Consider the following 12,010-nt stretch of genomic DNA (forward strand, 5'->3'; position numbering starts at 1 on the left):
CATGCGGAACCCTGGATTGCCTCGGCTCCGCCTCGCAATGACTATGGTGCAAAAGAATCAATCCTTCAGGTCGGCCGGGACCTTGCCGCCGTTCTCCTCGAGCTTCTTGATGACCTGCTTGTGCAGCCAGACGTTCATCGAGGCGGAGTCGTTCTTGTCGCCGGAGTAGTGCAGTTCGTCGGCGAGCTGCTGGCGGGCGTGCAGGCTCGAATCGAGATCGAGCAGCTTCATCAGGTCGACGATGGAGGTGCGCCAGTTGAGCTTCTGCCCGTTCTTGGCGGCCATGTCGTTGAGCACCGCCTCGACATCGACGGGTCCGCCCGAGGTGCCGCCGCCGGTCGCGGTGGAGGCCGGAGCGTCGCCGCCGGACGAGGGCTGCGCCTCGGTCGAGGCGGGCTTGTCGGCGGGGGCGGCCTTGGCCTCCGAAGAGCCGAACGGGTTGAGAATCTTGCTGACGATGCTGCCGAGGAGGCTCATGGCGGTCGGGTCCTGTCGTCTCGTGCGGCCGGTGTGCCGCTACGGTTCCATTAACATCGCGTGAGGAGTGCCCGTTCCGTCATGCCGTCCGCGACGGCATGCGCCCCGGCGATTGGAAGATCGCGCCCGCTGTGCCATGGGGCGGGATCAGCCCTGCCGGAACCCGTCCCCGATGCGCATCCTGATCAAGGCCCTCGCCCTTCTGGCGGGCCTCACCGCCCTCCCCGCCGCCGCCCAGCCCGTGCCGGTGCGCATCGGCGTGATCCCGGTGATCGGCGCGGCGCCCGTCTTCGTCGCCAACGGCGAGGGTTGGCTGAAGGAGGCGGGGCTGGCGCCGGCCTTCACCACCTTCGAGTCGGGCCCGAACATGATCCAGGCGCTGGCGTCGGGCACCATCGACGTCTACGTCGCCGGCATCGCCCCGCTCGCGGTCGCGCGCACCAAGAACATCGACGTGCGGGTCGTGGCCGCCACCGCCGTCGAGGAGATGGTGTTCGTGGCAGCCCCCAAGCTCGCCCCGTTCTTCGCGAGCGCCCCGAGCAAGGCGGAAGCCTTCAAGCAGTTCAAGGCCAAGGAGGGCCGCCCCGCGCGGCTGGCCACGCAGCCGCCGGGCTCGGTGCCGAACACGACGTTGCAGCATTGGCTCTGGCAGGTCGCCAAGGCCGACAAGGCCGATGTCGAGATCGTCGCCATGGGCATCGACGCGACCCAGCAGGCGCTGCTGGCCGGCGCCGTCGACGGCGCCTCGATCCGCGAGCCGGCGCTCACCATCGTGCAAGGCCGCAACCCGAAGGTCGCGCTGATTGCCACCGGAGGCGAGATGTTCCCCGACCAGCCGGGCACGGTCGTCGCCGTCTACGGAAAATTCGCCGACGCCAACCCGAAGGCGGTCGAGGGCCTCGTCGCCGCGCTCGTCAAGGCGACCGCCCTGCTCAAGTCCGATCCGGCCAAGGCCGCCGTGCCGGTCGAGGCGGCGCTGGGCAAGGGGATCACCGACGTGGCGACGATCCAGAAGGCGCTCTCCTCGCCGGCGGCGAAGTTCGTCACCGATCCGCGCACCATCATCGAGGCGACGAAGAAGATGCAGGCCTATCAGGTCTCCATCGGCACCCTCGACAAGGAGGCCCCGACCGACGGCCTGTTCGACGCGAAACCCTTCGACGCGGTGAAGAAGCCCTGATCCCACAACCATGACCGCGCTCCGCTCGGCCGCACTCGCGGCCGCCGGGCTCGCCGCCTTCCTCGGTGTGTGGGAGGCGGCTCCCCGGCTCGATCTCGTCAACCCGGCCTTCCTGCCGCCACCCTCCTCGATCCCGGCCGCCTTCGGGCGCGAGATCGCGGGCGGCGCGTGGCCGCGCGCGGTCGCCGAGAGCCTGAGCCACTACGTCGTCGGGCTTGGGCTGGGCGCGGGGGCGGGCATCGCGCTCGGGCTGGCGTCCGGTATGTTCCGCTGGTTCGAGAGCCTGACCGCCTGGATCGTGCGGCTCCTGCGCCCCATCCCCGGCCTCGCCTGGGTGCCGTTCGCCATCATCTGGTTCGGCGTGCAGCCCTCGGCGGCCGTGTTCATCATCGCGGTCGGTGTGTTCTGGATCGTGTTCTTCGCCACGCAAGGCGCGGTGCGCGGCGTCGATCGCGACCTGATCGAGGTGGCCCAGGCCTTCGGCTTCCGCGGGCCGTTCGCGCGATTGACGAAGATCCTGCTGCCGGCGGCGACGCCCGGCATTCTGGTGGGCGTGCGCACGGCCCTCGGTCAGGCCTGGATGGCGGTGGTCGCGGCCGAGATCTTCGGCGTGCCCGGCATCGGCGCGCGGATGATGCAAGCCTCCTCGCTCCTCTCCACCGACATCGTCGTGGTCTACATGCTGACCATGGCCGCCCTCTACGGCCTGTTCGACACCGGCTTCGTCGCCCTCCAGGGCTGGCTGCTGCGGTGGCGCGCATGAGCGATCCGACGAGCGGGCCGGTCATCGACATCCGCGGCCTGTCGCTCGCCTACGAGCGGGACGGGCGGAGCACCGAAATCCTCGCCGCCCTCGATCTCGCGGTGCCGCGGGGCCAATTCCTCGTCATCGTCGGCGAGTCGGGCGTCGGCAAGTCGACGCTGCTGCGGGTGCTGATCGATCTGGCCAAGCCCACCACCGGCACGGTGACCCTCGACACGGCGCCCGAGACGCGCACGCCGATGGCCCTGGTGTTCCAGGATGCCCGGCTGCTGCCGTGGCGGCGGGTGATCGACAACGTCGCCTTCGGCCTGGAGCGCCACGGCCTGCCCAAGGCCGAGCGCCGGGAACGCGCCGCCGCGATGCTGAAACTCGTCGGGCTGGCCGACCTTGGCCAGCGCTGGCCGCACCAGCTCTCTGGCGGCCAGCGCCAGCGCGTCGCCATCGCCCGCGCGCTCGCGGTCGATCCCGAGGTGTTGCTGATGGACGAGCCGTTCTCGGCGCTCGACAGCTTCACCCGCGAGGGGCTTCAGGACGAGATCCAGCGCATCAAGGCGCAGACCGGCAAGACCGTGCTGTTCGTCACCCACGACATCGACGAGGCGGTCTACCTCGCCGACCGGGTGGTGGTGCTGGCCGGCAGCCCCGGCCGGATCGCCGCGGACGTGTCGATCACCCTGCCCCGCCCGCGCCTGCGCCGGGACACCGAACTGGTCGAGGCGGCCCGCCACCTGCGCGCAGAACTGTCGCGGCGCTCCTCCGACCTGTGACGGGAGACGGGGCGCGGAACGCGGGCGTCCTCCACCGGGTTCGTTGCCAGCACGGGAGACCTTGACGGTAGGCTCCCGCGCCGGAAACCATCGTGCGGCCCTGCGGGGCGTCGCCGGGAGTATCGGGATGGGATTTTTTCAGGACGCCCTCCTTCGCCTGAACCGCGCCGTGCAATCCTACGCAGGGGACGCCGAGTTCATGCAGGCGGCGGTCTCGGCGGCGGCCAACGTCATCGTCGCCGACGGCGACACCGACGACGAGGAGATCGAGGCCGCCCTCGTCAGCATGCGGGCCAACCCCATCCTCGAAAAGTCCTACGACACGCTGACGCTGGAAAAGGCCTTGTTCGAGGCGCTGGCCCGCGCCGAGTTGCGCGCCGGGCGGCTCGAAAACCTGCAGCATGTCGCGGCCGTCGCGGAGCGGCCGGTGGAGCACCGCCAGTACATCTTCCTGATCGCGGCGGACGCCGCCGACAAGGGCGGCATCACGCCGGCCGAGCACAAGGTGCTCGACGAGTTGGCCGCCGCGCTCGCCGTCGACAAGGCGGCCCTGCTCGGCTGAGCGTCCTCGGCCGAAGCGCCACGACGCTGCCCGCCTCGCCCTCGCGCGCCGGCCGCGGAGGGCGTATGGTCATGGCCGCTCGGGAGTTTTTTGAACGATGTACAAGGTGACGGGGACGGACCCGGCGGGACGCGAGATGACGTTCGCCTGCGGCACCGACGAGCAGGCCCTGGAAAAGACCTGGGAACTCGCCCGCCGCGGTTTTCGCGATATCGCGGTCGCCGACCCGAGCGGGAAGCGCATGAGCGCGGGGGCGTTCGAGCGGTCACTGGATTTCGATTACGATTGAGGGCGGCCGCACCGTTGATCGCCACGCCTATGCGCGCGATGACGTTTCCGAAGAAACCCGCACCGTCATTGCGTGACGGCCCTAACGAAATGCCCTTGCGCATGGTGCGGTGTCCCAGCTTGAAACTTTGAAGCAGAGGCTGAGGTCACCGCGTATCGGCCTCGGTTGGATATCGCTCGATTTTTTCAAGTTGACGAGCTTAAATCAGAGGTGATGCACTCGAAGTAAAACTACGGATTCATGCGAGAGGGTGTTAGGAAGTCTTTGTTGAGATTTTCTCAATGAATTTGCAATCATCATCTTGAACGGAGGATTTTCAAAGGGCCAAGCCCTTTGGTAGGCCGCCGGGGCAAAATCTTGGCTGTTCGCACGGCTCCGCACTGCACCCGCAAAAGGTCGAAGACCTTTTGTATCCATGATCTCAGAATGACGTCCTGGGTTTCCGTTCGACGGCGCGGCGGCGACAGTCAATAATATGCTTCAGATAATGCTCGCACTCATCGAAGAGCGGACGCTGTCACGATCTCGCTGACGGTTCCGGAGATGCACCTCTATAGCCGAACGTGCTTCGAGCATCTTGTCCAGCTTTTTCTCTGCGTCAGAGGCCTCTTTGGCTTCCTTGATCGCCAACGCGCTCTGCGCGAAATCTCCCCTCAAGGCCGGAACATCGACCTGGGCCAGCACTCAAGAAGGAGATCCGTTCTATATCTGTTCCATCACAGCATCGCTGCGCAGGTCGGATGTTTCGGGGATCCCTGCGTTGATGTGAAAAATCCACAAACCTGCGGTACGCAAGGCAGGAAGGAAATAGGGTATGCAAACTCGTCCTAACGACCACCAAGTCTATGCCCGCAAACGGTGATCCGTTGCGGCAAGAAACTTGGTGGAGCTGAGGGGAATCGAACCCCTGACCTCCGCAGTGCGATTGCGGCGCTCTCCCATCTGAGCTACAGCCCCGTTCCGAAGCGGGGGCCTTGTAGGCTTGTCCGCTTCGGCCTGTCAATTCCGGAAATTTCCCGCGAGCCCCGCGCATCCCGCGCCGGGCGCCGCGCGGGCGACGAGGACCGGTAAAGCTCGCATGAACGCCCTGCTCTGGCTCTTCAACACCGTCATCCAGCTCTACATCTACATCCTCATCGCGAGCGCGGTGCTGAGTTGGCTCGTGGCGTTCAACGTCGTGAACGTGCGCAACCCGATCGTCTCGCAGATCGGCGAGTTCCTCTACCGCGTCACCGAGCCGGTGTTGCGGCCGATCCGCAACCTCCTGCCGAATCTCGGCGGCGTCGACATCTCGCCGATCATCCTGATCCTGCTGCTGCTGTTCGTGCAGAAGCTCGTCACCGACATCTACGTCCAAGTGGCGTTCTGACGGGCTGTTGATCCCGGCCGGTCGGGTCGGCTCAAGCGTGGCATTGCGCACGGCCCGGCCCGGTTGCTAAGGCGGCGGGAAACGACCGGCGAGACGGACGACCCTGGGGGGCGAGGACACGAGAATGAAGACCAATCCGGGCCGCTTCTTCGAGGATTTCCGCCTCGGCGAGACCATCCGCCACGCTACCCCCCGCACCGTCACCACCGGGGACGTCGCGCTCTACACCGCCCTCTACGGCCCGCGCTTCGCCGTGCAATCCTCGGATGCCTTCGCCAAGGCGCTCGGCTATCCGGCGAGCCCGCTCGACGACCTGCTTACCTTCCACGTCGTGTTCGGCAAGACCGTGCCAGACGTCTCGCTCAACGCGCTGGCCAATCTCGGCTACGCCGAGGGCGGGTTCCACCGGCCGGTCTATCCGGGCGAGACGCTCTCCACCGTCTCCGAGGTGATCGGCCTCAAGGAAAGCTCCAACCGCCAGACCGGCGTGGTCTACGTCCGCTCCACCGGCTCCGATTCCTCTGGCCGGACCGTGCTGAGCTATTGCCGCTGGGTCCTCGTGCGCAAGCGCGACCCGGAGGCCACGATCACGGAGGAGCACGTGCCGGTGCTGGCCAAGGTCGTCGATCCGGCCGACCTCGCCAAGGCCCTGCCCCCGCTCGATTCCTCGGCCTACGACACGGCCCTCGCCGGTAGCCCGCACCTGTTCGCGGATTACGCGGTGGGTGAAAAGATCGATCACGTCGACGGCATGACCGTCGAGGAGGCCGAGCACCAGATCGCCACGCGGCTGTTCCAGAACACCGCCAAGGTCCATTTCGACGCGGTCGCGACGAAGGAGACCAAGTTCGGCAAGCGGCTGATCTACGGCGGCCACGTCATCTCGCTCGCCCGTGCGCTCAGCTTCAACGGGCTCGCCAACGCGTTCGCCATCGGCGGCATCAATGCCGGACGCCACGTCGCGCCGCTGTTTGCCGGCGACACGGTCTATGCGTGGTCCGAGGTGCTGGAGACCGCCGAACTCCCCGGCCGCTCCGACATCGGCGCGCTGCGCCTGCGCACCATCGCGGCCAAGAACCAGCCCTGCGGCAACCATCCAGGACGGCAGGGCGACGGCTACGACCCGTCGGTGATCCTCGATCTCGACTATTGGGCGTTCATTCCGCGCTGAGCTTGGATCGCACGGCGCTCGGTGCCGTGCCTCACTCCATCACCGCGGCTTTCATGATGACCACCATGGTGGCCCGGCCCGGCGTGTCGCCGAGGCAGCGGACGCTGTGGGGGCGGTCGCAGCGGTAGCGCAGGGTCTCGCCGGGGCCGGCCCGTTGGATCTCGCCTGCGACCTCGACCGCGAAGGTGCCCTCCGTCACCGAGAGCGACTCGACCGAGCCGCGCTGATGCGCGTCGGATTCGAGCACGCCGCCGGGATCGGCGGTGACGTCGTACCATTGCAGCCACTCGACCGTCTTGATCCAGCCGATGATGGCGAGCCGCACCTTGCCGTCCTCGGACACGAGGCGCGGGGTGTCGGCGCGGGAGAAGCGCTCGATGAACGGCTCCTCGTCGGAGGTCGCGAGCACCCGCTCGATCGACACGTCGAGCGCCTGGCTCAGCCGCCAGATCGTGGCGAGCGTCGGATTGGTCTCGTTGCGCTCGATCTGGCTGATGATCGACTTCGCCACCCCGGATTGCTCGGCGAGTTCGGAGAGCGAGAGGTTGTAGGCCTTGCGCAGGCGCTGGATCGTCTTGCCGAGCTGCCCCGACAGCACCTGTGCGCCGCTCGCCAGATCCTTGGGCCGTCCGCGCTCGAGGCTTGCCGTGATGTCCTGCATCCGTCCGGTCCGCTGATGCGCGTCCCTCCGGGGCCGAGGGCGGTCCGGGTCGCGCGCGTCATATCGTGGAGATGCGTTCCGTTATCCGAACGGGCGTTTGATTTGTCAAACGCAAACCGTCGTCCGAAAAGCCTATCGCTTCGTGCCGGATGGCACGGTCGCGTCGGGTCGCAGGATCATCCGACCCTCGTAGCCGTCGTAGCCGCCGCGATAGGTGAAGCGGTTGAGCGCGAGGCGGTTGCGCGTCTGTGTCGATGATTCGCCCGCCTGCGGCACGGGGCGCGCCGATCCCGCGTCTCGGCGACCCTGATGCGATCCGGTCGTCGGTTTCACCATTCCTCTGCTCCGTCGAAATCCCTGTTCCCGCATGCCTACTTCCATAGGGCGAAGAAGTGGTGCAGCGGCCCGTGGCCGTGACCGACCGGCACGCTGTCGGCGGCGCGGATCGCCTCGGTGACGTAGGTTTTGGCGCCCGCCACCGCCTCGGCAAGCCCGAGCCCCTTGGCGAGGCCCGCGGCGACCCCCGCCGAGAGGGTGCAGCCGGTGCCGTGGCTGTTGCGGGTCTCGATCCGCGGGGCGGCGAAGCGGCGGAGCGTCCCGTCGCGGCCGAGCAGATGGTCGACGCTCTCGCGGCCCTCGCCGTGGCCGCCCTTGATCAGCACCGCCCGCGCCCCGCGCTCCAGGAGACGCCGGGCTTGGCCGACCGCCTCGTTCTCGTGCCCGGCCTCCTGCTCGTCGAGCAGGGTCGCGGCTTCGGGGAGGTTCGGTGTGACGACGGTGACGAACGGCATCAGTTCGGCCCGCAGGGTCTCGACGGCCTCCTGCGAGATCAGGCGGTCGCCGGAGGCCGCGACCATCACGGGGTCGAGCACCACGGGAAGGCCGCCCGCATGCGCCCGCAGGCTCTCGGCCACGGCGCGGATCACGGCCGGGTTCGGCAGCATGCCGATCTTCACCGCGCCGACCTTGAGGTCGGCGAAGACCGAATCGATCTGCGCCGTCACGAAGTCGGCGGGCACCTCGTGGACGCCCTGGACGCCCTGCGTGTTCTGCGCGGTGAGCGCCGTGACGACGCTGGCGCCGTAGACGCGCAGGGCCGCGAAGGTCTTGAGATCGGCCTGGATGCCGGCGCCCCCGCTCGAATCCGAACCGGCGATGGTCAAGGCGATGGCGGTCATCCGGAGTGCCTCCCTGTTCGTTCCGGCGCTTCTTCGCGCGCCCTCTCCCTCACATTGTCCCGCGCGCCGTTCCGGCCAGGGGCGACGATGCGTGGCTCAGGCTTTTCGCGCGGCCAGTGCTTCGTCGATCCGGGCACGCAAGTCGCGCGCCCTCCCCTCGGTGTCGCCGCCCTTGAACAGGGCGCCGATGAGCGCGACGCCGTCGGCGCCCGCGCGGATGACGGAGGCCGCGTTGCCCGCATCGATCCCGGCGATGGCGCCGAGCGGAAGGGTTTGCCCACGGGCGAGGCGGGCGCGGAAGACGATCCGCTGCAGGCCGTCGAGGCCGACCGGCGCGTCGGGGTTGTCCTTGCTGGTCGTGGCGAAGACGCCGCCGATGCAGGCATAGTCGATCGGCAGCCGGTAGAGTTCGTCGGCCTGGGCGCCGGTCTTCACCGTCAGCCCGATCACCGCCCTGGGGCCGAGGAGCCGCCGCGCCTCCTCCGGGTGGAGGTCCGACTGGCCGAGATGCACCCCCTCCGCTCCCGCCGCGAGGGCGAGATCGACCCGGTCGTTGATCAGCACGGGCACGCGGCCGCCGACCGCGGCGCGGATCGCCCGGATGCGGGCGAGCGCGGCACGGGCATCCGCGATGTCCTTCTCGCGGTACTGGAGCAGGGTGGCCCCGCCCGCCACCGAGGCCGCGGCGCGTTCGGCCAGAGCCGACGCGTCGCCGCCCAGCACGCCGACATCGAGGAGGCCGTAGAGGCGCAGGTCGACCGCGACCGGCGCGGCCGGGCGCGCGAGGCCGAGACCCGCGCCGGCTCCGCTTGCGATCCCCAGGCTCATGCTGCTTTCCCCATGCCGCTCGCCGCGGTCCCGTTCGCCGGGCCGTTCCACGGGTCTAGAGCCGGGGCCGATCCCGTTGCAATCGGCGGCGCGGCTCTCGCGGCGTTTGCCCGACCCAAAGATCGTGATTCTTTCGCCATGGCCGCGATCGAACGGGATCCGCCGGTCCAGCCCGGCACAAGGCGCAGGCCCCAGGATGGCCGCGCGATTCCGGCGGTGCGATACCGCGACATGGGATCGCCATGGTTGCACGGCCATGATCGGTCAGAGCGGGCAGCCGGGGGGCTCTTCGATGATCCGACGCGGGGCGATGTTGGTCCTGGCGCTTGCCGCGGGGTTGGGCCTCGGGGGGGCGCTCATCCACTGGGCCGGCGCGAGCGCGGTGAGCGAGGCCCTGGCCCGGCTCGGCTGGCACGGCTTCCTGGCGGTCTGCCTCGTTCAGGCCGCCGTCGTCGCGACCCGGGCCGCGGCGCTCCGGGTCCAGCTCGGACGCGCCTCCTATGCGGCCTGTCTCGGTGCGCGACTCGTGCGCGAGGGCGCGCAGAACGTGCTCTGGATGGTGCCGGGACTCGGCGTCGCCGCCGGCATCCGCGCCCTCACCCTGCAGCCCGGCGCGGCGGCGGGGCCGGTGCGGGCGGCGGCCTGCACCTTCGTCGACATGCTGATCGAGAGCGCGGCGCTGATGCTGTGCGCGCTGGCGAGCCTGCTCCTCGTCGTCGGCACGGTCGAGCGCGACCAGGGCGGGCTCTGGCTCGCCGCCTTCGCCGCCGCCGCCGTGCCGCTCGTGGCCCTCGCCGCCCTAAGCCGTCACGGGGGCGCCCGGCGCCTCATCGGCAAGCTCGTGCGCAAGGGCGCGCGCGCCTTCGGCCAGGGCATCGGCCGCGACCTGACCGATTCCACCGCCGCGCTCACCGCCGACCGGCCGCGGATGATCCGCGCGACGTTGATCCATGTCGGCGGCTGGCTCCTCGGTGCCGGGCAGATCTGGCTCGCGGCCCGTGCGATGGGCGTCGAACTCTCGCTGCCCGCGGCGCTCGCCCTCAACAGCCTCGTCGTGGCGGTGACCGGCATGCTGTTCGTGGTGCCGTGGGGCGCGGGCGTTCAGGAGGGCTCGTTCGTCCTCGTCGGCGGCCTGTTCGGAGTCGATCCGGCAACCGCCCTCGTCCTCTCGCTGGTCCTGCGCGCGCGCGACCTCACCGTCGGGGCGCCGGGGGTGGCGCTCTGGTCGGTGCTGGAGTGGCGCCGCCGCAGCACGGCAGCGGTTGTTCGGGACGGGGCGGAGCCTCGGGCCGCCTTATCCTGAGACCAGACGCCCGGCACCGTTCCCGGATTATCCGTCCGGCGCGACCGCCGCCTCATTCCGCCTGCGCGGTCGCGTGCGCGAGGGCCGGCTCGGGGAAGAGCAGCGGGCGAAGGGCCCCGGCGGCCTCCCGCGGCGACAGGGCGAGGGCGGCGGTCAGCGCCCGCCGCAGGCCGGCGCAGTCGCGCGCGGCGAACGCCGCCATCTCCGGCGCGTCCGGCACGGCATCGGTGAAGGTGGCCTGCGCCAGGGCGGCGCGGGCGACGGCGAGGTCGGGCTCACCGAGGCTAGAACGGGTCAGCACGGCGCCGAGCCCTTCGCCGGCAGCCGTGCAGGCCTCAGTTCGGTCGGGCGCCACCCGGTCGATCACCCGCAGGGTCAGCCGGCCCAGGGTGACGAGCGCGGCGGGTTCCGCCCGCCGCAGGGCGTCCGCGACGATGCGCGCTGCCATCCGCCGCAACCCGTCGACCGCCTCCCCCTCGGAGCGGCCGTTCGCGTAGCCGTCGAGATACCACGCGGTCATCGCCCGCACCGCCTCCGAGGCCTTCGCCTCGACGCTCGCCAGGATCGGCACGTCTCGCAGCACCACCGCACGGGCGCGGTCCGGGTCCGGCCGGTCGTCGAGGGTCGAATCGGGGAAGCGGTAGGCATCGACGACGCCGGTGGCGACGCGGGCCGCGACGAGCCGCGCGACGTCGGGGATCATCAGGTCGTCCGGCCGCACCGTCAGGGCGGCGTCGACGAAGGCGGGCTCGATCCCGGCGGCGAGGTAGGCGGCGCGCTCGGGCGCGCTGTCGGCGGCGACCTCGATCCCGAACGGGCCGGTCTCGTAGGGGGCGTGGAAGCCGAGCCGCGCGCCCTCCAGAACCAGGCGCTCGCGCCCGCGCACGAAGGCGAGGGTGCAGGCGGAGACGCAATAATCCGGCACGTAGGTGACGAGGCCGTGCCGCACGACCAGCGCGCCGATGGCCGCCCCCTCGTCGACGAGCCCGCCCTCGCTCGTCAGGTGGATGCGCTCGATGCCGGGATGATCGTCGAGCAGCCGGGCGAGGCGCTCGGCGACACCGTCGGTGAGTTCGCCGGATAGCCGCACGTCGCGGCCTCCGGGCCCGAGCGCGACGCGGGCCGGCATCGATTCGGGTTGGGCGACCAGGGTATCCGAGAGGTGCGTGCTCGGCGCGAGCCCGGCCGGATCGACCGAGCCGCGCACCGGCCCCTGTCCGCCGAGGACGGCGAGGAGCCCGGCCGCCACGAGGCAGGCTATCCCGCCCGATCGGCAGGGAAGCCGTCCCCAGAGGACATGCATCGTGCCGCGCGAAACGCGCCGCGAGCCAGCCGCCATCGTCGCCCCCAACAGGTACGGATCGTTGCCCGATCCGGTCAGTGTCCCTGTTGGATCCGACGAAGCAAGGCCTCTGCCAGGGCCGAATCGGGGCCGGGGGCGGGCCGTATCGCGGAGCCCACA

At 69.9% G+C, this 12,010-nt stretch carries 15 protein-coding genes and 1 tRNA gene; 8 read left to right on the forward strand and 8 right to left on the reverse strand.

Annotated features, from left to right (window positions below; translation table 11 throughout):
- Window positions 1-57: 57 nt before the first annotated feature.
- Window positions 58-477, reverse strand: coding sequence for a DUF3597 domain-containing protein (locus HNR00_RS18990; RefSeq protein ID WP_183571938.1), 420 nt, complete (start codon window positions 475-477; stop codon window positions 58-60).
- A 172-nt stretch (window positions 478-649) separates the two neighbouring features.
- On the opposite strand from HNR00_RS18990, the gene HNR00_RS18995 reads away from it, so the two are divergent.
- The 5 genes from HNR00_RS18995 to HNR00_RS19015 all read left to right on the forward strand — a co-directional run bounded on the left by HNR00_RS18995 (window position 650) and on the right by HNR00_RS19015 (window position 4,038).
- A complete protein-coding gene (locus tag HNR00_RS18995) occupies window positions 650-1,657 on the forward strand; it encodes an ABC transporter substrate-binding protein (RefSeq protein WP_183571939.1) in 1,008 nt (335 codons plus the stop codon).
- 10 nt (window positions 1,658-1,667) lie between these two features.
- Window positions 1,668-2,420, forward strand: a complete 753-nt coding sequence (locus tag HNR00_RS19000) for an ABC transporter permease (protein ID WP_183571940.1) — start codon at window positions 1,668-1,670, stop codon at window positions 2,418-2,420.
- Window positions 2,417-3,187 (forward strand): ABC transporter ATP-binding protein, encoded by a 771-nt coding sequence (locus HNR00_RS19005; RefSeq protein ID WP_183571941.1) that lies wholly within the window; start codon window positions 2,417-2,419, stop codon window positions 3,185-3,187. The genes HNR00_RS19000 and HNR00_RS19005 overlap by 4 nt, the downstream gene beginning before the upstream one ends.
- A gap of 127 nt (window positions 3,188-3,314) precedes the next feature.
- Window positions 3,315-3,749, forward strand: a complete 435-nt coding sequence (locus HNR00_RS19010) for a tellurite resistance TerB family protein (RefSeq protein ID WP_183571942.1) — start codon at window positions 3,315-3,317, stop codon at window positions 3,747-3,749.
- A gap of 97 nt (window positions 3,750-3,846) precedes the next feature.
- Window positions 3,847-4,038 carry a hypothetical protein gene (locus tag HNR00_RS19015; RefSeq protein WP_183571943.1) on the forward strand — a complete coding sequence of 64 codons (192 nt, stop codon included), beginning with the start codon at window positions 3,847-3,849 and terminating at the stop codon, window positions 4,036-4,038.
- Between the two features lie 480 nt (window positions 4,039-4,518).
- Here HNR00_RS19015 and HNR00_RS19020 read toward each other — a convergent pair whose 3' ends face one another.
- Window positions 4,519-4,722 carry a hypothetical protein gene (locus HNR00_RS19020; RefSeq protein ID WP_183571944.1) on the reverse strand — a complete coding sequence of 68 codons (204 nt, stop codon included), beginning with the start codon at window positions 4,720-4,722 and terminating at the stop codon, window positions 4,519-4,521.
- A gap of 197 nt (window positions 4,723-4,919) precedes the next feature.
- Window positions 4,920-4,995, reverse strand: a tRNA-Ala gene (locus HNR00_RS19025).
- A gap of 121 nt (window positions 4,996-5,116) precedes the next feature.
- On the opposite strand from HNR00_RS19025, the gene HNR00_RS19030 reads away from it, so the two are divergent.
- Window positions 5,117-5,407, forward strand: coding sequence for a YggT family protein (locus HNR00_RS19030; RefSeq protein WP_183571945.1), 291 nt, complete (start codon window positions 5,117-5,119; stop codon window positions 5,405-5,407).
- A 124-nt stretch (window positions 5,408-5,531) separates the two neighbouring features.
- Window positions 5,532-6,578 carry a MaoC family dehydratase gene (locus HNR00_RS19035; protein WP_183571947.1) on the forward strand — a complete coding sequence of 349 codons (1,047 nt, stop codon included), beginning with the start codon at window positions 5,532-5,534 and terminating at the stop codon, window positions 6,576-6,578.
- 31 nt (window positions 6,579-6,609) lie between these two features.
- Here HNR00_RS19035 and HNR00_RS19040 read toward each other — a convergent pair whose 3' ends face one another.
- From HNR00_RS19040 to HNR00_RS19055, 4 genes are all read right to left on the reverse strand, one after another.
- On the reverse strand, window positions 6,610-7,239 hold the full coding sequence (locus HNR00_RS19040; protein ID WP_183571949.1) for a helix-turn-helix domain-containing protein: 630 nt from the start codon (window positions 7,237-7,239) through the stop codon (window positions 6,610-6,612).
- A 132-nt stretch (window positions 7,240-7,371) separates the two neighbouring features.
- Window positions 7,372-7,575 carry a hypothetical protein gene (locus HNR00_RS19045; RefSeq protein ID WP_183571951.1) on the reverse strand — a complete coding sequence of 68 codons (204 nt, stop codon included), beginning with the start codon at window positions 7,573-7,575 and terminating at the stop codon, window positions 7,372-7,374.
- Between the two features lie 35 nt (window positions 7,576-7,610).
- Window positions 7,611-8,417 carry a bifunctional hydroxymethylpyrimidine kinase/phosphomethylpyrimidine kinase gene (gene thiD / locus HNR00_RS19050; protein ID WP_183571953.1) on the reverse strand — a complete coding sequence of 269 codons (807 nt, stop codon included), beginning with the start codon at window positions 8,415-8,417 and terminating at the stop codon, window positions 7,611-7,613.
- Between the two features lie 96 nt (window positions 8,418-8,513).
- The gene (locus HNR00_RS19055) at window positions 8,514-9,245 is read right to left on the reverse strand and encodes a thiamine phosphate synthase (protein WP_183571955.1); all 732 of its coding nucleotides are present in this window, start codon (window positions 9,243-9,245) and stop codon (window positions 8,514-8,516) included.
- Window positions 9,246-9,555: 310 nt separating this feature from the next.
- Here HNR00_RS19055 and HNR00_RS19060 point away from each other — a divergent pair, with 310 nt between their 5' ends.
- Complete coding sequence (locus HNR00_RS19060; RefSeq protein ID WP_183571957.1) at window positions 9,556-10,548, forward strand: lysylphosphatidylglycerol synthase domain-containing protein; 993 nt, start codon at window positions 9,556-9,558, stop codon at window positions 10,546-10,548.
- Window positions 10,549-10,600: 52 nt separating this feature from the next.
- On the opposite strand, the gene HNR00_RS19065 is transcribed toward HNR00_RS19060, so the two are convergent.
- Complete coding sequence (locus tag HNR00_RS19065; protein WP_312886081.1) at window positions 10,601-11,797, reverse strand: COG3904 family protein; 1,197 nt, start codon at window positions 11,795-11,797, stop codon at window positions 10,601-10,603.
- Window positions 11,798-12,010: the final 213 nt, after the last annotated feature.

The sequence above is a fragment of the Methylorubrum rhodinum genome, from assembly GCF_014199935.1.
Taxonomy (GTDB): Bacteria; Pseudomonadota; Alphaproteobacteria; order Rhizobiales; family Beijerinckiaceae; genus Methylobacterium; species Methylobacterium rhodinum.